This is a genomic window from Trinickia sp. EG282A, assembly GCF_040965455.1.
In the GTDB taxonomy this organism is placed as follows: Bacteria; Pseudomonadota; Gammaproteobacteria; order Burkholderiales; family Burkholderiaceae; genus Trinickia; species Trinickia symbiotica.
In genome coordinates, this window is sequence record NZ_JBFRCC010000005.1 from 352,857 (window position 1) to 379,088 (window position 26,232).

The following is a 26,232-nucleotide window of genomic DNA, read 5'->3' on the forward strand; positions in this document are numbered from 1 at the left end:
CCCGTATCTCGCTGGAGAAAGTCCATGAAGACGCTGATGGTGATTTCAATTGCCGCATTCGCGGTTTGTACCACGCAGGCAATGGCGGCAGGAAACGAAGACACGCCAAACACGACATCGAACGACGCCACGGTGATGACGCAGAACGCCGTGGGCGCGCAACCGGCAGCTGGCATGGAGAGCGGTGCTCCCATGGGCAAGACGCGGGCCGAGGTGTATCAAGAGCTGCTCCGCGCGCAAAAAGACGGGACGTTGGATCGCTTGAACGCGCTTTATGGGGGAGGTCAGTAAGGCGTTCGTCTCGGTGAGGAGGGCGCCGGTCAAGAACGGCTGGCGCTCGCACGAGGTTTGCTTGATCGATGATGTCGCTCAAGGAGAACCTCGATGACCAAGCAGGAACAACGATGCTTCAATGTGGGGCCCGGACTTCGCGGATTGCTATCGGCATTCGCCACGCTCGGGGCGACCGATTCGACGGCCGCGCTTCCGCAGCCTGACGCATTTCACTTGCCATCTAACGATTGGATTCCGAACAACCCGCGTTTGCCCGTGCTCGTGTATCGACGCGCAGTGCCGCTCGTCGGGTCCGATCCCGCTGCGCGCTTCGAGCAGCTCTTCAGTCAGAACGGTTGGCCGCCGCACTGGCGAGACGGTGTCTACGATTTCCATCATTTCCACCCGTCGACGCACGAAGTGCTCGGTTTCGCGCGAGGCAGGGCGCGTGTCATTCTCGGTGGCCCGCCGCCGGTCGGGCGTGAAGTCGAAGTCGAGGCGGGCGACGTCGTCGTTCTGCCCGCGGGCACGGCGCACTGCAGGATCGAGGCGAGCTCCGATTTTCTCGTGGTCGGCGCCTATCCACCCAATCAGGACACCGCCATCAGTCGCGAGGCGTTGAGCGAGGCAGAGCACGAAGCGATGCTTGCCGTCGACTTTCCGGAAAGCGACCCGTTGACGGGTGCGGGCGGTCCGTTAACCCGGTTGTGGAAGGCCGCTTAGCGAGTCGCGACGTTTCAAGCCGTCGAGCTTCCGCCGCTCGTCGAGAGATAGGTCATTCTTACCGAGGCATGAGGTTCGTTACGGGAAAACATCGATAAAGATTTCCTGACAAGCTGCCGTTATCCGGTCCATACGGGGAAAGCACAACATCCAAGCTTGACGGGGGATCGACAGTGAGCCAACAACGCACTTCCTGGTCGCGGGCGGCCGCGCCAGGTGAGGTCATCTATTCCGAAGGTTACGCCGGAGAGCCGGTCATCTATGTGATCGCGGACGGCAAGGTCGAGATCTCGACCAATTGCGACGACAAGAAGGTCGTGCTCGCCACCCTCGGCAAGGGCGAGTTTTTCGGCGAAGCCGCGTTGCTGCCGCCCGAACCGAAAGCGCATACGGCGAAGGCGTTGACGTTCTGCCAACTGACGGTCATCCAGGCGGGAATGGTCGAGCAGGAGCTCGAGCGCGCGTCGCCGCTGTTGCGGCATATCGTGCGCTCGACGATCCGCCGACTGCGAAAGCGCGACGATCTGCTCGCGACCTATACGCATGCCGATTTCCTGCCGGGCGTGCTCTCGTACGCGCATGTCCTTTCGTTGATGGCAGGATCCGAGAACGCCGACGCGGGAGATGGCTGGGCGCGTCGCGGCCAGTCAGAGGAAGTCTCGGTGCCGCTCGTCGACGTCATCAAGAAATGCCGGGCCATCGCGGGGCATTCGCGCCCACACGTCATGACGATGTTGAAGCGGATGGAAAAGCTCAATCTCATCACGCTGCAGTCGGGCACCACGGAGCACTTCAGCAACAACGCCGCGCGCTATGCGGCGAACGACGGCGCCACGGCACGCCAGCTCGTGACGTTCGACCCGGCGCGGATCACGGAGCGTGCGCAACAGGTGGCCGACGAGGATCTCGATATCGCGATCAACAGCGAGCTCGAGCTGATCGATCTGACCGATCTCGAGGCGCTGATCGGCGTCGACAAATCCGTGATACTCAACAAGCTCTCCCACGCCGAGATCGCCGAGGACGTGTTCGCGTTCCGCAAGACCAAGGTGCTCAACTACGTCGAGGAGAAGGGCGTCGCCTACTTCTCGCGCCGCAATCCGCGGAGGGTGACCGAGGTGAAGTCGCTCGAGGACCTGGCGTACGTCGATCAGCGCACGCTCTTCGAAGCCATCAGCCAGACCGATACCTACGATCTCGCGAAGCTCTTCGCGTCGATGACGGACCAATCGGTCGTGGACCGCCTGTTGGCCGTGATGACGGAAACGCGCAGGAACGAAATTGCGTGGGTTATGCGTCGCGACATCAAGATCGACCCGGTCGAGGTGGGCGACATCGAGGTGCGCTTCCTCGAAACGGTGAAGGCGCTCAAATCGGCCCCGACGGCCGGCGCGGCCTGATTGCACGACAGCCTCACCAAACTGGAATAGATCGGCTATGGATCTGCTTACGTTATTCGGTGCCATTTTCGGTACCGCCGCAATCGCCACCGGCTTCTGGCTCGAAGGCGGCGACTTCACGTCGCTGCTGCAGGCCGAGGCGCTCGTCGTCGTGCTCGGCGGCACACTTGGCGCGGTGATGATACAGAACACCTGGGCGCGTTTTTTTGACGGCGTGAAGCAACTCACGCTCGCGTTTTCGAAGCCGAAGCAGGTCGATCGCGCGAATCTGGCATTGCTGCTCGAATGGGGAGATCAGGCCAAGGTCAACGGTCTGCTCGCGTTCGAATCGATCGATTCGAACGGCATCGACGCTTTCGCCAAACGCGGCCTCGACTTGCTGGCGAACGGCGTGCCGACGCCGGTGCTCGAAGATGCGTTGCGCAGGGAGCTCGACGCGTACGAGCGCAATCGCATGGCCGCGGCGAAGATCTGGCAGCAGGCCGGCGGCTACGCGCCGACGTTCGGGATCCTCGGCGCCGTGCTCGGCCTCATTCACGTGACGGGTCATATCCTCGAGCCCGCTTCGCTCGGACGCGGCATTGCCGCGGCGTTCACGGCGACGCTCTATGGTCTCGGTCTCGCGAATCTCGTGTTCTTGCCGCTGTACGGCAAGATCAAGGCGCAGGTCGATTCGGAGCTGCGCTTCCGAAGGCTCTATTTCGACGGCTTGCTCGCCATCTCGCGCAAGGAATCGCCGCAAACGATCGAAACGCGTCTCGCCGGAGATATCCGCGAACGATCGGCTGAATTGCTCGGCTGACTTACAGGTGCAGCCGGTGCCCATCCCTTCCGATACGGCAGTCGAACGGAACCTCCGAGGACATGGAATTTTCATCGATCACCAAGCCGCCCGGCACTTCGCCGCGCGATCAGGAGCATGAGGACGAAGCCCGCTCCGAGCGCTGGCTTCTTTCCTATGCCGACCTCGTCACGACCTTGATGGTCTTCTTCCTCGCAATGTACATTCTGCAGCTCGCGAAAACGAAGGAGTCCGAAATGAAAGCCGCGGCCGCTCAGGCGGTGCCCGTGGCCGTGGCGCCATCCGTCGCGCAGCCCGATCTTGCACGCAGGGCTCGGCTCGTCGCGCTGCTCGCGCCGCTCGTCGACCGGCGCGAAGTGACCGTGAAGGAGACGCCGCAGGGGATCGAAATCGCGATCAATGCGAGGGTTCTTTTCAATTCCGGCGAGGCGCGACTGTTGCCCGACGGCCTCGACGATCTCACGCGCGTCGCTGAGGTATTGAAGAAAGGCTCGCCGAGGAGCATCCTCGTCGAAGGCCATACCGACAGCGCGCCGATCGCCACGGCTCAATACGCCTCGAACTGGGAGCTTTCGGCTGCGCGAGCGGGGGCCGTCGTGCGCTTCCTCGTCGAGCGGGGGATCGAGCCGGGCCGCCTGGCCGCAATCGGGCGGGCCGACAACGATCCGCTCGCGCTTGGCGACGATGCCGTGGCGCGCGCCGCGAACCGACGCGTGACGATTGTCGCGCAGTATTAGGGGCTGGCAGTTGCTGTAGATAGCCCCAGGCTGGCACGCTTCTCGCGGCGTTCGGTTGTTCTTCTTCCTTCGGGCGAGTCAGACAGCCAAATGAAACCTTCGAGCGAGAAGCCGCATTCCCACGCGCGGGTGGCCAGCCAGGTGCGCGGCCGCCTGCGCGTCAAGTTCGACCATCGATCGCGCAGCAAGGCGCAGCTCGAGCGCATCGAGCAATACCTCGAGTCGAAGCACGGCATCGGCGATGTCGTCGTCAATGCGGCGACCGGCAGCATGACGATTCCCTACGATCATGCGAAAGTCGACGGGAAGGGGATCTTTCAGTTCTTAGAGGACCTCGACGTCGTAGTCGAGTCCACGCTGCATCCGCCGGCCGCCGACGAGGCCGGACTGGAGTCTGGCCGCCATCCGGGCTTCACAGAAGCGATCGACGATCTCGACGCCTATGTGCGCCGCGCGATCGGCATGCCAATGAATTTGCGGCTCGTGCTGCCGCTCGCGCTCTTGGCCGCCGGCGCGTGGTCCATCGCGAGGCGCGGGCTCATGATCGAAACCGTGCCCGGCTGGGTCTTTCTGTGGCTCGCATTCGATACTTTCGTGAAGCTGCATCCCGAACGCGGGCCGGCGCCTCATCCCGCGCCCGATTTCGCTAGCCGTCGCTGAATGTGATTTCGCAATCGGTGGATCACCCACCGGCAGCGCGAAACCGCGCGTCTATAATGGATTTCTTTGCGGAGGGCGCGTCATGGCCGGACTGGACGACTTCTTCAGGGGCAACCTCTTGGCGGGGCTCGCGGTTGGCGTCGGTGCAGTAGTGCTTGCACCGGTCGTATTGCCCGTCGTTGCCGCCGTCTCGAAGCCGCTTGCGAAATCGGTGATCAAGACAGGCGTCATTCTTTTCGACAAAGGCAGAGAGGCCGCCGCGGAAATGGCCGAGGTGTTCGAAGACCTCGTGGCCGAGGCGCGCGCCGAGCTCGAGCATCAGCATCCGCGCGAAGGCGCAATCGTCGAAGGAATGTCCGCGGCGGGTGCGGCGCACGGGGCGAACGGCGGCGAAGCGGCCACATCTTCTTCTTCACAGGATCATCCCGGTGCCTCTTGACGAAGCGCAGCTCACGCATCGGATCGCGGGGAGGCTGCGCATCAAACTGCGCTCGCGGCGTCGCGACGCCGCGTACTTTTCCGACCTGTCGCGGCGTCTCGCGCAATGCGACGGCGTGACGGATGTGCATGCGAGTCCGCTGACGGGCAGCATACTGATCCGGCATACGACGACAGTCGACGCGATTGCGACCTATGCGGATCGGCATGGGTTGTTCTCGCTTCGGCCCCCGCGCGTCTCGTCGGAGGAAAGCGCGCCTGCGCGCGCCCATGCGGTGATGCGCCGCGAGCCGGCGATCGCCCGCCGCAAACCCGGCGAGCCTCACGAGGAGCGCGAGCGAGCGCAGGCGCGCAGGCTCAGTGCGACGCTTGCCGGCCTCGGTACGCTGCAAACGGTCAGGGGGCAGATCATGGCCCCCGCCGTCACGCTGTTCTGGTACGCCTATGACGCGTGGCGTGCTCGTCCTCGCGCGCGTACTGATTCTCCTGCGCCCCTGCCGCCCGTACCCGTACCGCCAGCAGCGGGCGACGACGCGGATCCGAATCGGCGATAAGCTTGCGTCGCCCGGGGCGAAAAAATCGCATGCCTTCCGCGAAAAACAGCGCTCTTTAATCAAGCCGTCACATCGACGCGTTGCAATAACGCATGACGCCGAGCTATCGGCATGGATGTGTAACGGGGCGCTTGCAAGGATGGCAGAGTCAGAGTATTTCGCGGATCACGTTCATCACGTGCCCGGCCGGCTTCGACTGAAGCTTTCGGCGATCAAACGGAACGACGCGCGCGCGCGCCTTGCCGAGCAGCAACTATGCGTGCTCGATGGAGTGCGCAGCGCGATCGGTAACTCGCTTACCGGCAGCCTCGTCGTGCGTTTCGACCCCCAGTTCGTCAGCGCCGAGCGGATCTTCGCCGAACTCAAGGCGTGCGGCTTGCTCGAAGCGCGAGCGATTCCCTATGTGACTGCCCCGGCGGCGACGATGCCGCAGATCGGCGGTATTGCACGGGCAATGCCTTCCCGGTCGCTCGCGGATGCGCTCGTCGACAAGACGATCGAAGCGCTGGTCGAGCGCTGCGCGATCGCGCTCGTCGCGGCATTGATCTAACGAATCCGACAACAAGCGATCAGCGCGGCTGGTGCGGCCCGTTGCGCACGGCCAGCGCCGGCTTCGTCGATTCGTTCAGCAGATAGGGCGCCGTCGCACCGGCGGCGATGGCCAGCGCATCGAGCACATCGATGCGCGACAGTCCGAGCATTCCATTCAACCCCGGGATCGCACTGGCAAGCAGTTGCAGCGCCACCGAGCCGCCGATCGCGAGATCGAGTTGCCGGTTGCGTGGCCGCTTGACGATGCTGAGCGCGCCGCGCGTCGACGAACGGCAGCTATACGCATGCAAGAGCTGAGCGAGCGTGAGCGTCATGAACGAAACGGTCCCAGCCGCCGCGCCGACACCGTGGCGCATCGCCGCGAAGGTATGACTCGCGAGCGCCCCGCCGCTGATCGCGAGCGCTTCCTTGCCGTACCGGAGCATGTCCGCGCGCTGCACGATCGCTTCACCGGGATCGCGCGGCGGTCTTTGCAGCACGTCGGGTTCGGGAGGCTCCACGGCGAGCGCGAGGGCAGGGAAGACGTCGCTCAGAAGATTGATCCAGAGCAGCTGCATCGGCGTGAGCGGCTGGCCGATACCGAGGCCGAAAGCCGACAGCGTCACGATGATTTCGCTCATGTTCGTCGAGACGAGAAAGTGCACCGATTTTCGGATGTTGTTGTAAATGGTCCGACCCTGACTCATCGCGATCGTGAGCGTCTGGAGATCGTCGTCTTCCAGGACGACGTCCGCCACTTCGCGTGCCAGATCCGTGCTGTGGCGCCCCATCGCCACGCTGATGTCCGCGGCTTTGAGCGCGGGACCATCGTTGACCCCGTCACCGACCATCGCAATGACCTGGTTCTGGCGTTGCAGCCTGCGCACGATACTGAGCTTTTGCGCGGCGCTCGCACGCGCGAAAATGTCGGCGTCCGCGGCAAGCTCGGCGAAGGCGGCTTCGTCGATGCCGTTGATCTGCGTCGAGTCGACGACGATCGCGCCGCCGTTGGTTCCGATGCCGAGCGTCTTGCCGATCGCCCGCGCCGTGACGCTCTGGTCGCCGGTGATGATGACGGTCTTGATGCCGGCTCTTTCGAAGAGGGCGATCAGCTCCTTCGCTCCCTCGCGGATCGGGTCGGCGAGTCCCAGCATGCCGAGCCAGCAAAGGCCGCGCGAATCCACGCCCAGCGTTTCGTCGCCTGACGCATAGGCGAACCCGAGCAAACGCAGCCCGCTGCCGCCCATCTCGACGTTCGCCTCCGTAATGCGGCGGCGATTTTCGTCGTCCAGTGGAAGGCGTTGACCGTCTTTCATCTGCTCGTCGCAAAGCGCAAGCACCTCGACCGGGTTGCCTTTGACGGCGAGGATATGCCCTCCCGATTCCGCATGCCGATGCAGCGTGCACATGTAGTTTCGATCTTCGGCGCGATACGCGATCTTCAGCTGCGGATGACGCATGCGCACGGCATTGACGTCGATGCCGGCGGCGAGCGCCAGCTCGACGAGCGCGATTTCGGTCGAAGAACCGTCGAGACGATAGCGCGGCGCCGTGCCTCGCAACTGCACTTCATTGCAGAGCACAGCGACGTGCATGAGCCTCAGCACGTCCTCGCGCGCGAAGAGATCGATTCGACCTTGCGGCGAATACAGGAGACCGTCCATCACGGCGCTGCGCTCGCCGTTCGCATGCATGGCGAGCACGCGCATGCGGTTGACCGTCAGTGTGCCGGTCTTATCGAAGCAAACGGTATGGACGGCACCGAGCGTTTCGACGGCGTCGAGCCGGCGCACGAGCACGTTTTGCCGGCGCATGCGGCGGATGCCGAGAGCGAGCGTCGTCGTCGCGACGGTCGGGAGTCCTTCGGGCACCGCGGCGACGGCGAGCGATACCGACGCCTTGAACATCTCGAGCAAGCCGCGCCCGCGCAGCAGGCCTAGAACGAAGACCAGGCCGCAGATCGCGGCCGCGATTCGCACTGTCTGATTGCCGAGGCGTTCCATCTGCCGCTGCATCGGCGTGGCCGGCGGGCGCGTGGTGCCGACGAGCGTTTGAATGAGACCGATCTCGGTGGCGCGTCCGATGGCGACGACTACCGCGAGGCCGTTGCCCGTGACGATCGTCGTGCCCATATAGACCATGCAGGTCCGATCCGCGAGCGCGACGTCCTCGCTGTCGGTGCGATTCGACGACTTATTTGCTGCCACGCTTTCGCCTGTCAGCGCGGACTCGTCGGCGGACAGTTGCCGGGCTTCGATCACGCGTGCATCCGCGGGCACGTAGGCACCGCCCGACAGCACGAGTATGTCGCCGACGACGAGATCGCTGGCGTCGATCCGGCGCAAGGCCCCGTTGCGCAGCACGAGCGCATGCCGTTCCGTGTCCTCGCTGAGCGCGTCGATCGCACGTTCGGTCTGCGCCTCGGTCGCATAGCCGATCACCGCATTCACGATCACGACTCCGGTGATCAGCACGGCATCGGCGAGCCCCCCGGTGGCGATCGAGACGACGGCCGAACTCGCCAGGAGCGCAACGGGCAAGCTCTTGAATTGCGACACGAACATGGCGAGCGGCGAGCGACGCTGCGGCCGCTGCAAGCGATTCGGCCCGTTGGCGAGCCGCCGCCGCCGCGCTGCGTGCTCGGACAGACCGCGAAGCCTCGACGAGCCGAGCGCGAGCAACACTTCCTTCGCATCGAGCACGTGCCACGGCCGCGCGGCCTGGCCGAGCTGACCGGCACTTGCGCGCGCACGCTCTTTGCGGTCCTGTTCGCGCGCGGCAAACGGAGGATGAAGAACGCGTGCCGTTGCGCTTTCACTTGCGCTGGCAGACAGTGGCGAATGATTCGGAGTGAAACCGTTTGGCGGCTCGTTGGCCAGCGCGGCGATCTCGGCGACCGGGATCGCCGGATCGAACCATATCAGCGCGTTTCCCGTCATCGAGCTGGCTTGGACGCGGCGGACGGGGCCGCGGGCAGTCAAACTCTGCGTGAAGGCGTTGCACGTCGCTTCGTCGCGGTAGAGTCGCGGTACATGCAATCTTGCGCGCCCTGGCACGGCCGAGTGCAGGACGACGGCCGCGTTCGCTGCATCAGGCATCGGGGCAGGCTCGCCCGGCGCGCGCGCAAGCGCGGTGGCGAGAGCCGCATCGGAGCGCCCGTTCATGAGTGTTCTTCGTCGTCAGCGGTTGAGAGACCAAGCATAGGTCAATCTGATGCGAATGCCAGCCGTTTAGGGATAGCCCCAAGGGTCGCCTAGAATGACGGCCAGTCCACGAGGTTCTCGCGATCGACCGCAAATGAAACGAGACAAACGACAGCAACGACCCGACAAAGCGCGCGACCTGCGGCGTATGAAAGCGGCCGCGACAGGGCTGCTGATTGCGATGATCGCGCTCTTCGCCGTTTCGGCGTTTTTCGAGCGAGCATATCCTGTGCTCGGTTTCGTCCGCGCGTTCGCCGAGGCGGGCATGGCCGGCGGCATCGCGGATTGGTTCGCCGTCACGGCCTTGTTTCGGCACCCGCTGCGTCTGCCGTTGCCGCATACGGCGATCATCCCGCGCAACAAAGACCGTATCGGCGAGAACCTTGGCAATTTCTTCGAGCAGAATTTTCTATCGCAGGAAGACATCGCGGCGAAGCTTGCCGACGTCGATCTTTCGGGCGCATTCGTGCGATGGATCGGCAAGCCCGAGCAGACGGGGCAGATCGCCGACTATCTGGCTGGGCTGATGCCGGACTTGTTGGCCAGTGTCGGCACCGAGGATGTCGAGCAATTCACGCGCAGCGCGCTCGCGGCACGCATCCGCGAGATCGAGCTTGCGCCGCTCGTGGGCGGCGTGCTCACGCAAGTGGCGCAAACCATCGACTACGATGCGCTCATTACGCCTGCGCTCGAAGAGCTGGCGTTGCTCTTTCACGAGAACCACGACCTGATCCGCCGCCGCGTGCGCGAAGGCACTGGATGGATATGGCAGCGCATCGCGCTCGACGATAAGGTCGCCGACGCGGTCATTCGCGTCATCGACGAAGCGATGACCGACGTGCGCGACAATCGCGATCATCCATGGCGGCGCCGCTTCGGCGAGTTCGCGCATGAGCTGATCGCCGGGCTCGCCGCGTCGCCGGCCTATCTGGCGAAATGCGAGGCATGGCGCGAGCAGTTGCTCGAGCATCCTGCGTTCGCAACTTGGGTCGGCAGCCTTTGGAGCGAGCTCGTCGAACAAACGCGCATGGACGCGCAGGCACCCGATTCGGTCGTGAAGGCGCGACTGCAGACGCTCATTACGCAATGGACGCGCGAAGCGTTGCGCGATGAAGCGTTACGCTCGCGGATGAACGAGCGGGCGCGAGAGGCGATCCTCGATATGATGCCCGCTCAGCGGCACGAGCTCGCGCGACTGATTGCCGACACGGTGCGGCGTTGGGATACCGCGACCGTGACGGAAAAACTCGAGGTGGAGGTGGGGCGCGATCTGCAATTCGTCCGAGTCAACGGAACGTTGATCGGGGGCATGGTGGGTCTGGTGCTGCACGCGCTTGGAACGCTTTTCTGATTTTCCGGGGGGGGCGCCGCCGCTCTCGTGAACCACGGCCACCCACCCCGGCGAAGCGCAATCGACCGCGCCAGCCAGTACTTAGGCTTTACCCGCCGACTCGCGCTCGCGCGTACCGACGCCTTCCTCCCGCGCCGATCCACGCAGCGGTACCGCGGACCCGAGTATCTCCCGGACACCGCCGACGCCGCCCACGAGAATCTCGCGTGCGGTCGTCACGACCCCATTGCCGAGCGTTCCGACAGCGCCGAGCGTTTCCGTGCCGACCTCCTCGGTCGCGTGCACCGCGCCGGTCAACACGTCGCGCACGATTTCCACTGCGTCGTTTGCAACGGTGCCGGTCATACGTAGTGTCCCCGTCACCGTGTCGCAGACGAACCCGATGATCGGGCCACCGAATTCTTCTGAAGCGACCCGGGCCGGGCCGCGCAGTCCATATCTCGCGCCACGGCCTTTGCCGTCGCCCGAGGGCGATTGGTCAGCTCCCTGCGTTGCCTGCGTGTTTTCAGCGCCGGTCGCCTTCTCCTTTTCATCTCGACTTGTTGCCATTTGAGCCTCCTCAACTGCAAGAAAATCATTTGAGCAGGGCGAGAAGCGCGGCGGCCCCCCGCTTCATCGCGCGAGCGCAGTCACGCCCCCGGGCGTCGCAACGCCGCCCTGCTACTACGATAGAGCAATGTAGGTCGCCGCAACAATTGTTCCTCGCTATGGCTGAGCCCTCGCGTTGAGATTGTTTCTCACGCTTGGACGTTGGCGGCGGCGAATGGCAAGACATGGACGCGCTTGCCCGTCGCGGCGAAGATGGCATTCGCGACGGCGGGGCCGATCGGCGCCACGCCCGGCTCGCCGACGCCCGTGGGCGCTTCGTTCGAGGGCACGATATGGACCTCCACTTTCGGCATGGCGTCGATGCGCAAGACTTGATAGCCGTCGAAGTTGTTTTGCTCGACGTGCCCGTCCTTGAGCGTGATCGCGCTCGAGAGCGCCGCGCCGAGCCCGAAGCCGATGCCGCCTTCCATCTGCGCCGCGATGATGTCCGGATTGATCGGCGTGCCGCAATCGACGGCGCAGACGACACGGTCGACCTTGACCTTGCCGTCCTTGTCGACGGTGACTTCGGCCACCTGCGCGACGAACGAATGGAAGGCTTCGGCGACGGCGATGCCACGGCCCTTGCCCGGCGGTAGCGGCGTATTGCTCCAGCCGGCTCGCTCGGCGGCGAGATCGAGCACCGCTCGCATGCGCGGCTCGTGCGCGAGCAAATTGCGCCGGAAAGTGTAGGGGTCCTGGCCCGCCGAGTGAGCGACTTCATCGATGAACGCCTCGACGGCGAAGGCCGTGTGCGAACTGCCGACGACGCGCCACCAGAGCACCGGTACGGCCGATTGCGTCGTCGAGAGCTCGACGGCGATGTTCGGAATCGCATAGCCGATGTTCGCCGCGCCTTCGACCGAGGTCGCATCGACGCCGTTCTTGACCATCACCGCCTCGAACGGCGTGCCCGCGAGGATCGACTGCCCGACGATCACGTGCCGCCAGCCGGTCAACTGGCCGTCGGCGGAGAGGCCAGCCTCGAGCTTGTGGAAATACATCGGGCGATAGCGGCCGCCGTGAATGTCGTCTTCGCGCGTCCATTGCAGCTTGACCGGCGTGCCATTGGCGCCGAGTGCCTTGGCGATCGACACCGCTTCGACGATGTAGTCCGATTCCGCGTTGGCGCGCCGTCCAAAGCTGCCGCCCGCATAGAGCGTATGAATCCGCACTTGCTCCGGCTGAAGGCCCGCGACGCGCGCGGCATTGCCCTGATCGACGGTCTGGAACTGATCGCCCGCCCATATCTCGCAGCTGTCGGCCGTGAGCTTGACGACGGCGTCGAGCGGCTCCATCGGAGCATGAGCGAGATAGGGGAATTCATAGGAGGCCGAAACTTTTCGCGCGGCGCCGGCGATCGCCTTCGGCGCGTCGCCGACTACGCGAGCGGGCAGGCCAGGCTTGTCGGCAAGGCGGCGGTACTCGGCCATGATATCGGCCGAGCTGCGCTTTTCGGCGCGGCTATCGTCCCATTCGACCTTGAGCGCGTCGCGTCCTTTCTTCGCGGCCCAAAAGCTTTTCGCGACGACGGCGACGCCGCGCGGAACCTGCACGACGTCGACGACGCCGGGCACCGCCTTCGCCGCCGACGCGTCGAACGACTTCACCGTGCCGCCGAAGAGCGGCGGGCGCTGCATGACGGCGACGAGCATGCCGGGCAATGCAACGTCGATCGTGAATTGCGCCGTCCCGTTCGTCTTCGGGGGAACGTCCACGCGCGGCAGCGGTTTCGCGCCGACGAGCTTGAACGTCTTCGGGTCTTTGAGCGCGACGGTCTCGGGTACGGGAAGTTTTGCCGCGACGGGGACCAGCGAGCCGTAAGTCGCCTGCTTGCCGCTTGCCGAATGATGGACGGTGCCGCGTTCGGCGCGAAGCTCGGTCGCGGGCACGTTCCATTGTTGCGCCGCCGCCGCGATCAGCATGGCGCGCGCCTTGGCGCCCGCTTCGCGAAGCTGCATCCACGAGTTCGACATCGCCGAGCTTCCGCCCGTGCCCTGGATCTTGCCGAATGCGAGGTTCGCGTAGCGCGTTGCGTCGGCCGGCGCGCTTTCGACGCCGATCTGCGACCAGTCGGCGTCGAGCTCCTCGGCGACAATCGTCGCGATGCCCGTATAGGCTCCCTGACCCAGCTCGACATGCTTCGCGATGACGGTCACGCGATTGTCCGTGCCGATTCGCAGGAATGCGTTAGGCATGAAGGTGCCGCCCGCCGGGCCGCCTGGGCCGCCCGATGCGGACGTCGCGGCGAGCGCGCGCGGCGCCGAGACGCCCCATTCGAAGCCGATGGTGAGCGCGAGCGCCGCCGCGCTGCCGACGCCCTTGAGAAACTCGCGCCGTGCCGGCCGCGATACTTCAGCGATATCGGTCGTCATGAGTCGTTACCCCTTGATCTCTTGAGCGGCTTCATGAATGGCGGCGCGAATGCGCGCATAGGTCGCGCATCGGCAGATGTTCCCGCTCATCGCGGCATCGATGTCGGCATCGGTGGGCGCCGGATTGTGTTCGAGCAGCGCCGCGGCCGACATGATCTGACCGGATTGGCAATAGCCGCACTGGGGAACCTGAAGCTTGACCCACGCGGCTTGCACGGCCTTCGCGGGCTTTCCTTGCAGGCCTTCGATCGTGGTGATGTGGCGGCCGGCGACGGCTGAGAGCGGCGTCACGCAGGAACGTATGGCCTGGCCCTCGAGATGAACGGTGCAGGCGCCGCATTGCGCCATCCCGCAGCCGAACTTGGTTCCGTGGAGCCCAGCGACTTCGCGGATGGCCCACAGCAACGGCATGTCGGGATCGGCATCGAGGGTCGTGGACTTGCCGTTGAGAACGAACGAGGTGGACATTGACGGCTCCGGAGGTCTGCGACGATGTGGGAGTGTGCATGAAACTGCACATCCTTCGCTTATCGAATCCTCCGAATTTCTTGCCTAATTCTTTTGGATGCGACGAGTCAGTTCTTGAACGCGCCGCGATCGTAGCCTTCGCAGTACTCGCGCCAATCGCCGACGACCTGCTCGGCGCATTTGACGGCAAGATCGATCAACGGAAGCCGCCAATCTTTTCGCGCGCCGAACGCGATCAGTTCGTCGGCGATCGCGGACCCTTGGCGGCCGCCGCTGCGCAATTGCGCCCATGCCGAGAGCTGCGCCATGTTGTCGACGACCGATTCGAGTCGCGGCAACTTGCCGTCCCAAGCGCCCAGGTCGACGCGGTCTTCCGAGGGCTGCAGGCTGCGCAGCACGTATGGGCGTTTCTCGAACGTTACCGCGTGCAAAAGCGCTTGCGGTACGGCTTGAGCGCGCGCTTGCACTTCCACCACGCGGCGCGCTTCGCTATCCCAATGCGGTTGCGCCACCGTGAGGTTGGGGGCGAGCGACGACGGCAACGCTTGCTTGAGATCGAGCAGGTAGTTGCCGTCGGGCGAGCCTTTCCCTTCGACGAGGATCACATACCGATCGACGCCGAGGCTGCCCGTTCCCGCGATCCGCCGCGCCACGTCGAGCGGCCGGTAGAAACCGGGATTGTCCTGGCCGCTCGCGAAATCGCTCATGAAGGCCATCACCGCAGCTCGTCTTTCGTCGTCGATCGCCAGTGCCTTCTTGCCGTCGATCTTGAGGACGCGCTTTTTGCCGTTCGACTCGGTGCGTCGATTCAGAAGATCGACTCTTGTGCGCTTACCCAGCGAATCGAAAAGCTCGCGCACCATGCCCTCGGCCAGCTCGTGCTCGATCCAGCGCGCTTTGCCGAGGCCCAGGGCCGTGCCATACGATTCGACGGCCACGTGGCACAAGGCGAGCGCCTCGGCGCGGCTGATGCGCAGATCCTCCGCGGCGACGAGCACGCTCGTGAGCAAGCGGATGAATTCATAAAGGCAAGGGGCGAGGCAAGCTTCGTCGAAGTCGTTGATATCGAAATAGACGAGCCCGTTGTCGCCCTTGTAGCTGCCGAAGTTCTGCAAGTGCATGTCGCCGCAGGCCCAAATCGTCGGCCCTTGCGCAAGCACGCCTCCGTCATGCAGACCGCGCACGCGCGCATAGAAAAGATGACAGGTGCCTCGCAGAAACGCGAAAGCGGAGGCCCGCATGAGCCGATACTTCATGGCGAGGCGTTCGTGATCGCGGCCTGCGTTGAATCGCGCGATTTCGGTCGTGACATCCGGCATGACGGATCTCCATGTAAGTGTTTTCCCCAATCAAGATTCTTTGGGCCGTCGTCGTTATAGGCAGTAGTCATCGAACTGTCATGGAAGCCAAGCAGCCGGGCGCAAACGTTTGACCGCGCACCGCCTGGGGCAATGGGGTTTGCTCGCCGACATGAGGCGATGGCGATGATACGTTGTCGCGAAGGAGATGCATGTGAATATGCTGAAAGCCGATGTGGGACAACTGGAGAAGGCCGTGAACGTGTTGATCACGCGTCCGCGCCTGATTCGCCGCGAATACTGGGTCTCGCAAATCGACAGCCTGCTGGAACTTCCGAGCATATCGATGCTCGAGCGCCAACGGTTGTGCGCGCTGCTCGATCTGCTGGGAACTGTCGCCGTCGATTGAAGTCAAGCGCTCGACGCTCGACTTGCCCGCTGCGCGCATCCGCTGTCCCGAGCGTACTGGGTGAGGCTGTTGTTGGCAAACTGAAAGCATCTGGCGTTTCGATCGCCTTCCGTCCGTTGCTCTGCTAAAAACCGCAAATTCTGCGAAAGTTACGGTTTTCCCGCCGCCTTGCAGCTCGACCATCCAATGAGCGAGCGCGCAGAGGATTCCGGTAGGACGTCTTTCCGGGCAGAAAACAGGAGATCAGCATGGCAATCGAAGGGTACGTGGACACGCAGTTGCTCATCAACGGCGAGTGGTGCGACGCCGCGAGCGGCAAGACCATCGACGTGGTCAATCCGGCCACGGGCAAGGTGATCGGCACCGTGGCGCACGCCGGCATCGCGGATCTCGAGCAAGCTGTGTCGGCTGCCCAACGCGGTTTCGAGATCTGGCGCAAGGTGCCCGCGCACGAGCGCGCGGTCACGATGCGCAAAGCCGCCGCGCTGCTGCGCGAGCGTGGCCAGACGATCGCGCGGCTGATGACGCTGGAGCAGGGCAAGCCGCTCGCCGAATCCCGCATCGAAGTATTGGCGGCGGCGGACATCATCGAATGGTTTGCGGACGAAGGACGTCGCGTCTATGGGCGCGTCGTGCCGTCGCGCAGCCTTGCCGTTCAGCAGCTCGTCGTCAAGGAGCCGGTCGGCCCCGTCGCGGCATTTACGCCGTGGAATTTTCCGGTCAACCAGGTCGTGCGCAAGCTCTGCGCGGCGCTCACGACCGGCTGCTCGTTCATCGTGAAGGCGCCTGAAGAGACGCCCGCTTCGCCGGCGCAACTGTTGCGCGCCTTCGCGGATGCCGGCGTGCCCGCAGGGGTGATCGGGCTCGTGTACGGCAACCCGGCCGAGATCTCGGGCTACTTGATTCCGCACCCGGCCATCCGCAAGGTCACGTTCACGGGCTCGACGCCCGTGGGCAAACAGCTCGCTGCGCTCGCCGGTCAGCACATGAAGCGCGTGACGATGGAGCTCGGCGGCCACGCGCCCGTGATCGTTGCCGAAGATGCCGACCTCGAGCTCGCGGCGCGAATCTCGGGCGGCGCGAAATTCCGCAATGCCGGTCAGGTTTGTATCTCGCCGACTCGCTTTCTCGTCCACAACAGCATTCGCGAGGCGTTCCAGCAAGCGCTCGTCAAGCACGCGCAGAGCATCAAGGTCGGCGATGGCCTTGCCGCAGGCACGACGCTCGGGCCGCTTGCCAATGAGCGCCGGCTGAGCGCGATGACCAGCGTGCTGTCCGACGCACGGGCGAAGGGTGCAACCATTGCGACGGGCGGCGAGCGCATCGGCAGCGAGGGCAACTTCTTTGCGCCGACAGTCCTGACCGACGTCCCGCTCGATGCCGATGTCTTCAACAACGAACCGTTCGGCCCGATTGCGGCGGTACGCGGCTTCGACTCGCTCGACGAGGCCATCAACGAGGCCAACCGGCTACCGTACGGCCTTGCGGGCTACGCGTTCACGCGCTCGTTCAGCAACGTCCATCTGCTCACGCAGCGGCTCGAGGTCGGCATGCTCTGGATCAATCAGCCGGCCACGCCGTGGCCCGAAATGCCGTTCGGCGGCGTGAAGGATTCCGGTTATGGCTCAGAAGGTGGTCCTGAGTCGCTCGAGCCGTATCTCGTCACGAAGTCGGTCACGGTGACAGCGGTTTAAAAGTAACAACGACGGCAACAACGGACGGTGCGAACAGGCTCATCGTCAGCGATGGGCCCTCGCGGCCGTGCGGGCAGGCGAATCAATTGCCGCGCGAGCCGGTGTTCCCGGACCGGTAGCGCAGCAGGTGATCCGTGCCCGATTCCGAGAGCCAGACCTCGCCCGGGCGGCCGGCCATCTGACGCACATTCGCGTGTGCGCGAGGCAGCGCGAACACGGCGAACCGTTCGGTGCGCGGATCGAAGCGCACGAGTGCATTGGCGATCCACTCACTGAGCCAGACGATATCCTGATCGTCCACGAAGATGGCGTAATCGTGCGGATTGTCGCCAGGCAATCGCCATTCGCGCCATCCACGCGTGGCCGGATCGTACATGCCGACTTTCCCGGCGTTCCATTCGCTGATCCAGACGCGCCCTTTCGAATCGGACCAGACGCGGCGCGCGCCTTGATTGGGCGTGGGCGGTTCGATCACCTCCGTCGCGCCCGTCTTCGGATCGATGCGGCCCAGATAGCTGCCGGCCAGTGAGGCGAAATAGAGACTGCCGTCGGGGGTCACGCAGATCCCATAGGGCCCTGGGCCTCGCGGCGCGTCGAAGACGTGCATGCTTCCAGTCTGCGGATCGAGCTCGCCGTAGAGGCCGCTTTGCCCCGTAAACCAAAGATGGCCCTGCTTGTCGAATACGGCGGTGTTGAGATTGGCCTCGGGCCGGTCTTTCGGCAATGGGAAACGCTTGACGGCGAGCGTCTCGGCGTCGATGCGCACGATCGCGTTCGCGCCGCCGTCGGTCACCCAGGCGGCTCGATCGGGACCGACGATCACCCCATGCGGTGCCGATCCCTCACCGAGCGGAATCTTCTCGATCTTCCCCGTGCGCGGATCGAGCCGGCCCACCGCGCCCTGCGCTTGCTCGGTGAACCAGACGGCACCGCCCGCGACTGGCACCGGCGCGACATCGTGAGGCGCGCTACCGGGCGGAACGGCGAAACTATCGAATGCCGGCGCTTGCGCTTGCGCGAACGCGGAGCTGAGTGCGAGCGCCAGCGCCATGCCGGCCACTCCCGGCGCAAAAAATTGCTTGAGCCGGGCTGCGAGAGCGTTGCCTGATGCTCCGACAACTCGTTCGTTGGCGATCTTCCTCATCTGCGCCTCCCGTCTCTTTGAATCGGTGATGTTCGACGCTCGATATTCTGTCACCGATAGGGGAAGCGCCACGCGCCTTGTTCTTAACGAGAACCGAATGAGGCGCTAAGCCGACGCCCCCGCCACGCGGAACACGCCCACGACTTCCGAGAGCAGACGGGCCTGTTCTTCCATCGATTGTGCCGCGGCGGCAGCTTCTTCGACCATCGCCGCGTTTTGTTGCGTCGTCTGATCCATTTGCGCGATGGCGATGTTGACCTGCTCGATGCCGCGGCTCTGCTCCTCGGAGGCGGCCGAGATCTCGCTGATGATGTCCGTCACGCGCCGCACCGATTGAACCAGGGATTGCATCTTCGCGCCGGCTGCCTCGACGAGCGTCCTGCCGTTTTCGACGCGGCCGACCGATTCCTCGATGAGCGACTTGATCTCCTTCGCCGCTTCCGAGCTGCGCTGCGCGAGATTGCGCACTTCGCCCGCCACGACGGCGAAGCCGCGTCCTTGCTCGCCCGCGCGGGCTGCCTCGACGGCCGCGTTGAGCGCCAGGATGTTCGTCTGGAACGCGATGCCCTCGATGACGGAAATGATGTCGACGACGCGGCTCGAACTGTCGGCGATCGTTTGCATCGTCGAGACGACTTGCTGCACGGCTTCACCGCCCTCGCCAGCGATCCGCGAGGTCTCGGCCGCCATTTGATTGGCCTGTCGCGCGTTGTCGGCGTTCTGCTTCACGGTCGCCGTCAGCTGTTCCATGCTCGCGGCCGTTTCACCGAGCGACGACGCCTGCTGCTCCGTGCGCGCCGACAGGTCGAGATTGCCGGCCGCGATCTGCCGCGCCGCGTCGGTTATCGTCTCGGTGCTGCCTCGAATGCGACGAATGGCATCGGCCAGCCTCTGCTGCATGCGCTGCATGGCGGACAGCATGCTGCCGTCGTTCGATGCGATCGCGACCTTGTGCGTCAGGTCGCCTTCGGCGATCGTCTGGGCGACCGTCGCCGCATAGGCCGGCTCGCCGCCGAGACTGCGCTTGACGTTGCGAATGATGACCACGAGTGCCAGAGAAGCGCAGCTGCCGATCACGACGATGGCGATGAGGTAGCGAATGAGGTCGCCCGTGAAAGCCGCGTCGATGTCGTCGATGTAAAGGCCTGAAATCAGATACCAGTCCCACGGCTCGAACCGCTTCACGAAAGCGAGCTTCGGCATGCGCTCGGTCTTGCCTGCCACACGGCCCATGTATTGGACGAATCCTTGACCGCTGGCCTGTCCGACTTTGACGAGATCGACGAACAGAAGCTTGCCTTCGCTGTCCGCGTAGTGGCTCACATCTTTGTTGCGCAGATCGGCGAGCACGGGGTGCATGATCACGACGGGTTTCGCGGTCGTGATGATCATGTATCCATTGCCGGGAAAACGCATCGCGGAAAGACGCGCCATCGCCTGCTGCTGTGCATCGGCTTCGGCCAGCTCGTGCCGCTCCGCCATCTGCGCGTATTGCGCGACGATGCCGTGCGCCGCCTCGACGACGTTCCGAATCGCGGCTTTGCGCTCCGCGAGCATCGTGTCGCGCGTTTGTATGGCCGCCCAGCCTCCGAACAACAGCAAACCCAGCCATGTCACCAGCAAGGCCAACCACAACTTCGCGTTCAGACTCAGACGGTCCACTTTTCCCCCTGTCGTCATGCGGCAAACATGCCGCGGTTGCCTGTCGATTCGGGCGGTATAACGGCAACGTGGGGCGCTACTTGATAGGGGGAAACCTCCACACAATCTGAGCGGCTCAGCGCAGTCTATCTTCATACATCGTCATCATGGAGGCTCACGCCGCTCAGGGACGCGGTTGCATGCTAATCGTGCCTGCGTCCGCAAAACAGCACCACGCCCAGCAGTAAGGCCAGCGGCACGCCCAGTACGGCGATGCCGAACCGATGCAAGCCGAGCGCGCCGGCTGCCGCGCCCGCCACGAACAGCAGCAGCTGGAGCGAGAGCTGAACGAGCGTCCGATCGTGCCTGTCGCCATCGTGACGACGCGTCATGCGCTCGACGAGCGCGATCGTCCACGCGCTGAAGTTGCTTGTCATGACGGTGGTGGGTGTGCCCATGCCGAGCTCGCCCGGCAGCTTCGAGAGCGCGCTCTGGCAACCCATCGCAGCTCCGGCGCAGAGCGCCACGGCGTACCGCGCCCAAGTCTCGTCGCTCAGCACCGCCTGTGAGACCAGCAGCAGCGCGAGCCACGCCGCCTCGACGAGAATCACCGCGCGCCGCGCTCGCATCGGCCCGGCGCGGCCATCGATCGTGATGATGCGTGCCGCAACGACGGCGCACACGCCGCCGCCGGCGAACGCGACGATGACGGCAACGCGCAACGCCGTCGTCTCGTCCGGCTTGACGAGCGCGCTCGCCAGCGCTGCGAGATTGCCGGTGACATGCGCCGTGAAAACTTTCGACAAGGCGAGAAAACAGGCCGCATCGACGAATCCGGCGACGGCCGACAGCACGACGAACATCGACATCGCGGGGCGGGAACGCAATTGTGATCTAAATGGTTCGCGCATCGATTGTGCCAGGCGGCGACACATCAACTCAGATCCCAGAAATCGAGCGGCCGCCTTGCCTCCGCAATGGTCTTCGCGAACGGGCACGTTATCTGCGGCTCCTGCCGATGCTCGCATTCGTCGCCTCTGCACCGCAACGCCGCGCGCGCAAGAGAGCGAGCCCAAGCACGAATCCGACGAGCGCAAGAAGGAGTAGCCGATGAGCGTCATCGATATGCATGCACACGCGAGGACGCGCGGCCAGCGCCACGTCGGCGATGCTCGCAGGCAGAACGACGCGGCGCGCGAACTGGCGGCCGCACTACGCGGGAAAATTGCCGGAGAGGTCCGTTTCGACGGCGGATCGCGCGCGCTCTACGCGACCGACCATTCGATTTACCGGCAGGTCCCGATCGGCGTCGTCATTCCACGCACTGACGACGACGTCATCGCGGTCGTCGCCGCATGTCGCGAGCGCGGCGTGCCGGTGCTGGGCCGCGGCTGCGGAACGAGCCTGGCCGGCCAGACTTGCAACGTCGCCGTCGTGATCGACTTTTCGAAGTACATGAACCGGCTCGTCGCGCTGGACCCGGAATCGCGGCAGGCGCGCGTTGAGCCCGGACTCATCAATGACCAGTTGCGCGACGCCGCCCAGCGTCACGGGCTGACGTTTGCTCCCGACCCGGCCACGCACCGCTACTGCACGCTCGGCGGCAACATCGGCAACAACTCGTGCGGCGCACACACGGTGATGGGCGGCAAGACCGTCGACAACGTCCTCGAGCTCGACGTGCTGACCTACGACGGGCTGCGCATGCGCGTCGGCGAGACGTCCGACGATGCGTTCGAGCTGATCGTGCGCGAGGGCGGGCGACGCGCGCAGATCTATCGCGATCTCAAGGCGCTGATCGGGCGCTACGGCGACGCGGTCCGCCGCTCGTATCCGCAGATCCCGCGCCGCGTCTCGGGCTACAACCTGGACGACCTGCTGCCCGAGAAGGGCTTCCATGTCGCGCGCTCATTGGTCGGCTCCGAAAGCACGTGCGCGCTCGTGCTCGGCGCAACGGTGCGGCTGATCGATTACCCTGCGTTCCGTACGCTGATGGTGCTCAGCTATCCGAACGCCGCCGCCGCGGCCGACGAAGTGGTGAGGATCCGCGAATTCGGCCCGGTTGCGATCGAGGGCTTTCACCAGCACATGATCGACAACATGCTTCGCAAGGGCAAACGGCTGCCGGGAGTGGACATGCTCGACAGCGACGGCGCTTACCTGCTCGTCGAATTCGGCGGCATGAGCGCCGAGGAAGCGAAGGGCAAAGTCGAGAACACGTTCGCCGCGCTGCGCAACATGAATACGGGCGCATCGGCCATGCATCTGTTCGAGGATCCGCACGAGCAGGAAGAGATCTGGGCACTCCGTGAAGGGGGAGTCGGCGCGAGCCGTGTGCCCGAAGACGAAGAGGCGTGGCCGAGCTGGGAAGACGCGGCCGTGCCGCCCGAGCGGCTCGGCGACTATTTGCGCGATTTCGACGCGCTCAATCGCCGCTACGACTACCGCTATACGCTCTATGGGCATTTCGGCGACGGCTGCGTTCATACGCGAATGACGTTCGGTCTGCGCACGACCGAAGGCGTGCGGAAATTTCGCGCCTACATGGAAGAAGCGGCGGATCTATGCGTCTCTTACGGCGGGTCGCTCTCGGGCGAGCACGGCGACGGTCAGGCGCGCGGCGAACTCCTGCCGAAGATGTTCGGCGCCGAGGTGATTCAGGCATTTCGCGACTTCAAGACGATTTGGGATCCGACCTGGCGGATGAATCCCGGCAAAATCATCGATCCATATCCGCTCGATACGAACCTGCGCACCGGCCCCGACTACAAGCCGATCGACGTCGTCACGCACTTCCACTTTCCCGAAGATCGCCATTCGTTCGCCGACGCAACCGAGCGCTGCTTCGGCGTCGGCAAATGCCGTGAGCTCGGCGGTGAGATGATGTGTCCGAGCTTCCAGGCCACGCGCGAGGAAAGGTATTCGACGCGCGGCAGGGCGCGGCTGCTGTTCGAAATGATGCGTGGCGAGGCCATCACGGACGGATGGCGCAGCGACGCGGTGCGCGACGCGCTCGACCTATGTCTGCAATGCAAGGGCTGCAAGCATGACTGCCCGGTCTCGGTCGACATGGCGACTTGCAAGGCGGAGTTCCTCTCGCACCATTACGCGGGCCGGTTGCGCCCACGCGCTGCCTATTCGATGGGGCTCATCGACGTTTGGTCGCGCGTCGCGATGCTCGCGCCCGGCTGGGTGAACGCGTTGTTGCGAAGCCCGGGGATCGGCGCGCTGCTGAAGGCCGCCACCGGCTTCACTAGTCAACGCGAGACGCCCGCCTATGCAGCCGAAACGTTCAAGCAGTGGTGGCGAGAGCGCGAACGCGAGCACGTGCGCAGCGGAGATCCGACGCTGCCCGAAGTGATTCTTTGGCCTGACACGTTCAACAATTTCTTCTTGCCTGGCACGGCAAAGGCAGCCGTGCGTGTACTCGAAGCGGCCGGCTACCGAGTGGCCGTGCCGGACGCGCCGCTTTGCTGCGGTCGGCCGCTCTACGACTATGGCTTTCTCGACCTGGCGAAGCGCCGGCTGCGTCGGATACTCGACGAACTGCGGCCCGCGATCCGCGCCGGCATTCCGATGGTTGTGCTCGAGCCCAGCTGCGCGTCCGTGTTCCGCGACGAAATGCCGAACCTGCTCGCGACCGACCGTGACGCCGAACGGCTCGCGCGACAGACGAAGACACTGTCGGAGTTGCTCGCGCAGACGGACGGCTGGTCGCCGCCGCGACTCGAGGCGCGTGCGCTACTGCAGTCGCACTGCCATCAGCGCGCGGTGCTGAACGCGGATGCGCAGCGGCAGCTGCTGGTCTCGATGGGCATCGAGCTGCAGCCGCTGCGCAGCGGCTGCTGTGGACATGCCGGATCGTTCGGCTACGAACGCGAGCATTACGACGTTTCGCAGACCATCGCTGAGCAAGTGTTGCTGCCAGCCGTCCGCACGGCGGCGCCCGATACGCTCGTCATCGCGGACGGCTTCAGTTGCCGGCAGCAGATCCGCGATGGCACCGGGCGGTGGCCGATGCATCCTGCCGAAGCGGTCGCGCTTGCGCTCGAGCGGCAGGCCGATCGGTCAATCGAACTCGCCGAGCGGCGCTATCTCGAGCCGGCCGCGCGCGTGAAGCCGGAGCAGGCCGCGATCGCCGCCGCGGTGCTCGCCGTCGGCGTGCTCGGCACCCTTGCGCTGCGCCGGCACCGTCCCTCTTGATGCCGAAAATGCAGCAATGAAATCGGGCGCCGTCACGCTTATCAACGTGACGGCGCCCGCATGATGTCGAACGCCGGGCGATACGGAAGCGTTTCTACTACTACGCCCCGAAGTATCGATCAGTGGCCGAAATACAGTCCCTGGGTGCCCGACTGCGTTGGCATGCTGTCCGAGCGCGAATGCGCACCGCCCGATTGCGACTGCGACGACTCGACGGTGCCGCCCACGCCGCTGGTCGTGTCGTCACGAGCAACGGTCGTGGCGTTGTACTGTTCGGCTGCCAGCGTTTGCGTGCTGATGCCACGTTGCGACGACGGCGCACCGACGTCAGGGCGATAGAAAGGCGCCGGACCGTAGCCGCTGGCAAAAGCGGGAGCAGCGATCGAGGCAGACGTTGCAAGCAACAACGCGGCGATGAATTTGGTCTTCATGGTGTCCTCCGGGAATTTCAATCGATGTATGCAGGATCGCGCCTAAGAGCGAATCGATTCGCTTGCGGCGCGCTCAATTCAACGTTGACAGTTCCTAGCTTAAGGCTGCGGCGCGATCGGACAAAGAGGGTTGATCGAACAACTCATTTCCCGAAATTCGAACAATCCGTGTCTGTGTTTTGCGCGTCATGCGCAGAATCAATCAGCGCGATAGGCTGGCGCTATTCGATGCCCAGACGAATCGGGCGCCATCGCGTCGACACGCGATGGCGCCCGAGCGGCGCGTAAAGCTAGTGCTGTGCTTCAGGGGGCATCACATCACTGCAGCATGCCCTTCGCCTCGCAATCAACGGCCGAAGTACGTGTCGTTGACAGGGCTATCCGCCTGAACGCGGGCGCCGCCCGACTGCGCTACCGAGACCGAGCCGCCAACGTCGCTTTGCGCAGCAGGGGTATTGCCTTGCTCTGCCGCGAGCGTTTGCGCGCTGATGCCGCGTTGCGACGACGGTGCGCCAACGTCAGGACGATAGAACGGCGCGGGACCGTAACCGCTTGCGAAAGCGGGCGCGGCGATCGACGCGGATGCAGCGAGAACAAGAGCAGCGATAAACTTTGTCTTCATGATGACCTCCGGTACGTTTTAACTGACTGAGAACCGCCTGGACCGAGTCCGTTGCGGTGCGCTGTGTTGATGTCTTGCAGTGTAGAGATGTCGAGCACTCAGACAAAGAGGGCTTGCCGAACATCACATTTCCTGAAACTCGAACAATTGGAATTCCATGGAAGCAGGACGGATTTCACTCCGCGAAGCCGATGCGGAGGACTCACTGGCGATCGCAAAGCTGCATGCGATGAGTTGGCAGACCACGTATCGAGGGCTTTTGCCCGATGCCTACCTCGATGAGGAAGTCGAGCGCGAACGCATCGCCTATTGGTCGGCTCGCATGAGCACGCCGACAGATGCCGATCGCCTCGCGCTCATCGCTGAATGCAATGGCGACGCCGCCGGCTTCGTCTTTGCCGAACGCAAGCCCGGATCGCGCGACGGTGTGCTGCTCGACAATCTGCATGTGTCGAAGCACTACCAGGGGCGCGGCGTTGGAAAGCTGTTGATGAATGCAGTCGAGGAATGGGCTCGCAACCTCGGGGAGAGTCGGCTCTATCTCTTCGTGCTCGAAGGGAACAATCGTGCGATGACGTTCTACGAGCAGCAAGGCTGGCAATTCGCGGGATCCGAATCGGACGAGATGGCCGGCATACCCGTTACCGCCCGGCGATACGTGCGGTCGATTGCCGCGGCATAAAAAAG

General features: G+C 64.3%; 24 protein-coding genes. 14 read left to right on the forward strand and 10 right to left on the reverse strand.

Features of this window, described 5'->3' with window-relative positions; translation table 11 throughout:
* The first annotated feature begins 24 nt into the window (after nt 1-24).
* From AB4Y31_RS24525 to AB4Y31_RS24565, 9 genes are all read left to right on the forward strand, one after another.
* Nucleotides 25-291, forward strand: a complete 267-nt coding sequence (locus AB4Y31_RS24525; RefSeq protein ID WP_368676250.1) for a DUF4148 domain-containing protein — start codon at nt 25-27, stop codon at nt 289-291.
* A 93-nt stretch (nt 292-384) separates the two neighbouring features.
* The gene (locus AB4Y31_RS24530; protein WP_368676251.1) at nt 385-996 is read left to right on the forward strand and encodes a cupin domain-containing protein; all 612 of its coding nucleotides are present in this window, start codon (nt 385-387) and stop codon (nt 994-996) included.
* A gap of 173 nt (nt 997-1,169) precedes the next feature.
* Entirely contained in the window at nt 1,170-2,396 is a 1,227-nt protein-coding gene (locus tag AB4Y31_RS24535) for a Crp/Fnr family transcriptional regulator (RefSeq protein ID WP_368676252.1), read from the forward strand.
* Between the two features lie 37 nt (nt 2,397-2,433).
* Nucleotides 2,434-3,198 carry a flagellar motor protein gene (locus AB4Y31_RS24540; RefSeq protein WP_368676253.1) on the forward strand — a complete coding sequence of 255 codons (765 nt, stop codon included), beginning with the start codon at nt 2,434-2,436 and terminating at the stop codon, nt 3,196-3,198.
* A 62-nt stretch (nt 3,199-3,260) separates the two neighbouring features.
* Nucleotides 3,261-3,935 carry a flagellar motor protein MotB gene (locus tag AB4Y31_RS24545; protein ID WP_368676254.1) on the forward strand — a complete coding sequence of 225 codons (675 nt, stop codon included), beginning with the start codon at nt 3,261-3,263 and terminating at the stop codon, nt 3,933-3,935.
* A 90-nt stretch (nt 3,936-4,025) separates the two neighbouring features.
* Entirely contained in the window at nt 4,026-4,595 is a 570-nt protein-coding gene (locus AB4Y31_RS24550; protein WP_368676255.1) for an HMA2 domain-containing protein, read from the forward strand.
* An 82-nt stretch (nt 4,596-4,677) separates the two neighbouring features.
* Nucleotides 4,678-5,034, forward strand: coding sequence for a DUF5132 domain-containing protein (locus AB4Y31_RS24555; protein WP_368676256.1), 357 nt, complete (start codon nt 4,678-4,680; stop codon nt 5,032-5,034).
* On the forward strand, nt 5,024-5,587 hold the full coding sequence (locus tag AB4Y31_RS24560) for a hypothetical protein (protein WP_368676257.1): 564 nt from the start codon (nt 5,024-5,026) through the stop codon (nt 5,585-5,587). The genes AB4Y31_RS24555 and AB4Y31_RS24560 overlap by 11 nt, the downstream gene beginning before the upstream one ends.
* A 139-nt stretch (nt 5,588-5,726) precedes the next feature.
* Nucleotides 5,727-6,137: an HMA2 domain-containing protein gene (locus AB4Y31_RS24565; protein WP_368676258.1), complete on the forward strand. Its 411-nt coding sequence runs from the start codon at nt 5,727-5,729 to the stop codon at nt 6,135-6,137.
* Between the two features lie 19 nt (nt 6,138-6,156).
* Here AB4Y31_RS24565 and AB4Y31_RS24570 read toward each other — a convergent pair whose 3' ends face one another.
* Nucleotides 6,157-9,282: an HAD-IC family P-type ATPase gene (locus AB4Y31_RS24570; protein WP_368676259.1), complete on the reverse strand. Its 3,126-nt coding sequence runs from the start codon at nt 9,280-9,282 to the stop codon at nt 6,157-6,159.
* 133 nt (nt 9,283-9,415) lie between these two features.
* Here AB4Y31_RS24570 and AB4Y31_RS24575 point away from each other — a divergent pair, with 133 nt between their 5' ends.
* Nucleotides 9,416-10,672 carry a DUF445 domain-containing protein gene (locus tag AB4Y31_RS24575; protein WP_368676260.1) on the forward strand — a complete coding sequence of 419 codons (1,257 nt, stop codon included), beginning with the start codon at nt 9,416-9,418 and terminating at the stop codon, nt 10,670-10,672.
* A gap of 81 nt (nt 10,673-10,753) precedes the next feature.
* On the opposite strand, the gene AB4Y31_RS24580 is transcribed toward AB4Y31_RS24575, so the two are convergent.
* The 4 genes from AB4Y31_RS24580 to AB4Y31_RS24595 all read right to left on the reverse strand — a co-directional run bounded on the left by AB4Y31_RS24580 (nt 10,754) and on the right by AB4Y31_RS24595 (nt 15,422).
* Nucleotides 10,754-11,221, reverse strand: coding sequence for a hypothetical protein (locus AB4Y31_RS24580; RefSeq protein WP_018439212.1), 468 nt, complete (start codon nt 11,219-11,221; stop codon nt 10,754-10,756).
* 188 nt (nt 11,222-11,409) lie between these two features.
* The gene (locus AB4Y31_RS24585; protein ID WP_368676261.1) at nt 11,410-13,635 is read right to left on the reverse strand and encodes a molybdopterin cofactor-binding domain-containing protein; all 2,226 of its coding nucleotides are present in this window, start codon (nt 13,633-13,635) and stop codon (nt 11,410-11,412) included.
* A 6-nt stretch (nt 13,636-13,641) separates the two neighbouring features.
* On the reverse strand, nt 13,642-14,103 hold the full coding sequence (locus tag AB4Y31_RS24590) for a (2Fe-2S)-binding protein (RefSeq protein WP_018439214.1): 462 nt from the start codon (nt 14,101-14,103) through the stop codon (nt 13,642-13,644).
* A 107-nt stretch (nt 14,104-14,210) separates the two neighbouring features.
* Nucleotides 14,211-15,422, reverse strand: a complete 1,212-nt coding sequence (locus tag AB4Y31_RS24595) for a DUF2252 domain-containing protein (RefSeq protein WP_368676262.1) — start codon at nt 15,420-15,422, stop codon at nt 14,211-14,213.
* Between the two features lie 193 nt (nt 15,423-15,615).
* On the opposite strand from AB4Y31_RS24595, the gene AB4Y31_RS24600 reads away from it, so the two are divergent.
* Nucleotides 15,616-15,810, forward strand: a complete 195-nt coding sequence (locus tag AB4Y31_RS24600) for a hypothetical protein (RefSeq protein WP_223258551.1) — start codon at nt 15,616-15,618, stop codon at nt 15,808-15,810.
* A 248-nt stretch (nt 15,811-16,058) separates the two neighbouring features.
* Nucleotides 16,059-17,504, forward strand: a complete 1,446-nt coding sequence (locus tag AB4Y31_RS24605) for an NAD-dependent succinate-semialdehyde dehydrogenase (RefSeq protein ID WP_368676263.1) — start codon at nt 16,059-16,061, stop codon at nt 17,502-17,504.
* 82 nt (nt 17,505-17,586) lie between these two features.
* Here the strand turns inward: AB4Y31_RS24605 and AB4Y31_RS24610 are convergent, their stop codons facing one another.
* The 3 genes from AB4Y31_RS24610 to AB4Y31_RS24620 all read right to left on the reverse strand — a co-directional run bounded on the left by AB4Y31_RS24610 (nt 17,587) and on the right by AB4Y31_RS24620 (nt 21,176).
* The gene (locus AB4Y31_RS24610) at nt 17,587-18,648 is read right to left on the reverse strand and encodes a lyase (protein WP_368676264.1); all 1,062 of its coding nucleotides are present in this window, start codon (nt 18,646-18,648) and stop codon (nt 17,587-17,589) included.
* 105 nt (nt 18,649-18,753) lie between these two features.
* The gene (locus AB4Y31_RS24615) at nt 18,754-20,310 is read right to left on the reverse strand and encodes a methyl-accepting chemotaxis protein (protein WP_368676265.1); all 1,557 of its coding nucleotides are present in this window, start codon (nt 20,308-20,310) and stop codon (nt 18,754-18,756) included.
* Between the two features lie 182 nt (nt 20,311-20,492).
* Complete coding sequence (locus AB4Y31_RS24620) at nt 20,493-21,176, reverse strand: YoaK family protein (protein ID WP_368676266.1); 684 nt, start codon at nt 21,174-21,176, stop codon at nt 20,493-20,495.
* 223 nt (nt 21,177-21,399) lie between these two features.
* Between AB4Y31_RS24620 and AB4Y31_RS24625 the strand changes: the two genes are divergently transcribed.
* Nucleotides 21,400-24,492, forward strand: coding sequence for an FAD-linked oxidase C-terminal domain-containing protein (locus AB4Y31_RS24625; protein ID WP_368676267.1), 3,093 nt, complete (start codon nt 21,400-21,402; stop codon nt 24,490-24,492).
* Between the two features lie 119 nt (nt 24,493-24,611).
* Here AB4Y31_RS24625 and AB4Y31_RS24630 read toward each other — a convergent pair whose 3' ends face one another.
* Together AB4Y31_RS24630 and AB4Y31_RS24635 are read right to left on the reverse strand one after the other, a co-directional pair.
* Nucleotides 24,612-24,923: a hypothetical protein gene (locus AB4Y31_RS24630; RefSeq protein ID WP_368676268.1), complete on the reverse strand. Its 312-nt coding sequence runs from the start codon at nt 24,921-24,923 to the stop codon at nt 24,612-24,614.
* A 346-nt stretch (nt 24,924-25,269) separates the two neighbouring features.
* Nucleotides 25,270-25,545, reverse strand: coding sequence for a hypothetical protein (locus AB4Y31_RS24635; RefSeq protein WP_368676269.1), 276 nt, complete (start codon nt 25,543-25,545; stop codon nt 25,270-25,272).
* 157 nt (nt 25,546-25,702) lie between these two features.
* Between AB4Y31_RS24635 and AB4Y31_RS24640 the strand changes: the two genes are divergently transcribed.
* Entirely contained in the window at nt 25,703-26,227 is a 525-nt protein-coding gene (locus tag AB4Y31_RS24640; RefSeq protein WP_368676270.1) for an N-acetyltransferase family protein, read from the forward strand.
* The last annotated feature ends 5 nt before the right edge of the window (nt 26,228-26,232 follow it).

What these genes read in the sequence shown, in the direction of transcription:
- AB4Y31_RS24565 (WP_368676258.1), top strand. Translation starts at nt 5,727, where the DNA reads ATGGCAGAGTCAGAGTATTTCGCGGATCACGTTCATCACGTGCCCGGC.
- AB4Y31_RS24605 (WP_368676263.1), top strand. Translation starts at nt 16,059, where the DNA reads ATGGCAATCGAAGGGTACGTGGACACGCAGTTGCTCATCAACGGCGAG.
- AB4Y31_RS24595 (WP_368676262.1), bottom strand. Translation starts at nt 15,422, where the DNA reads ATGCCGGATGTCACGACCGAAATCGCGCGATTCAACGCAGGCCGCGAT.
- AB4Y31_RS24575 (WP_368676260.1), top strand. Translation starts at nt 9,416, where the DNA reads ATGAAACGAGACAAACGACAGCAACGACCCGACAAAGCGCGCGACCTG.
- AB4Y31_RS24590 (WP_018439214.1), bottom strand. Translation starts at nt 14,103, where the DNA reads ATGTCCACCTCGTTCGTTCTCAACGGCAAGTCCACGACCCTCGATGCC.
- AB4Y31_RS24525 (WP_368676250.1), top strand. Translation starts at nt 25, where the DNA reads ATGAAGACGCTGATGGTGATTTCAATTGCCGCATTCGCGGTTTGTACC.
- AB4Y31_RS24545 (WP_368676254.1), top strand. Translation starts at nt 3,261, where the DNA reads ATGGAATTTTCATCGATCACCAAGCCGCCCGGCACTTCGCCGCGCGAT.
- AB4Y31_RS24530 (WP_368676251.1), top strand. Translation starts at nt 385, where the DNA reads ATGACCAAGCAGGAACAACGATGCTTCAATGTGGGGCCCGGACTTCGC.
- AB4Y31_RS24540 (WP_368676253.1), top strand. Translation starts at nt 2,434, where the DNA reads ATGGATCTGCTTACGTTATTCGGTGCCATTTTCGGTACCGCCGCAATC.
- AB4Y31_RS24625 (WP_368676267.1), top strand. Translation starts at nt 21,400, where the DNA reads ATGAGCGTCATCGATATGCATGCACACGCGAGGACGCGCGGCCAGCGC.
- AB4Y31_RS24635 (WP_368676269.1), bottom strand. Translation starts at nt 25,545, where the DNA reads ATGAAGACAAAGTTTATCGCTGCTCTTGTTCTCGCTGCATCCGCGTCG.
- AB4Y31_RS24580 (WP_018439212.1), bottom strand. Translation starts at nt 11,221, where the DNA reads ATGGCAACAAGTCGAGATGAAAAGGAGAAGGCGACCGGCGCTGAAAAC.
- AB4Y31_RS24640 (WP_368676270.1), top strand. Translation starts at nt 25,703, where the DNA reads ATGGAAGCAGGACGGATTTCACTCCGCGAAGCCGATGCGGAGGACTCA.
- AB4Y31_RS24630 (WP_368676268.1), bottom strand. Translation starts at nt 24,923, where the DNA reads ATGAAGACCAAATTCATCGCCGCGTTGTTGCTTGCAACGTCTGCCTCG.
- AB4Y31_RS24550 (WP_368676255.1), top strand. Translation starts at nt 4,026, where the DNA reads ATGAAACCTTCGAGCGAGAAGCCGCATTCCCACGCGCGGGTGGCCAGC.
- AB4Y31_RS24585 (WP_368676261.1), bottom strand. Translation starts at nt 13,635, where the DNA reads ATGACGACCGATATCGCTGAAGTATCGCGGCCGGCACGGCGCGAGTTT.
- AB4Y31_RS24570 (WP_368676259.1), bottom strand. Translation starts at nt 9,282, where the DNA reads ATGAACGGGCGCTCCGATGCGGCTCTCGCCACCGCGCTTGCGCGCGCG.
- AB4Y31_RS24610 (WP_368676264.1), bottom strand. Translation starts at nt 18,648, where the DNA reads ATGAGGAAGATCGCCAACGAACGAGTTGTCGGAGCATCAGGCAACGCT.
- AB4Y31_RS24555 (WP_368676256.1), top strand. Translation starts at nt 4,678, where the DNA reads ATGGCCGGACTGGACGACTTCTTCAGGGGCAACCTCTTGGCGGGGCTC.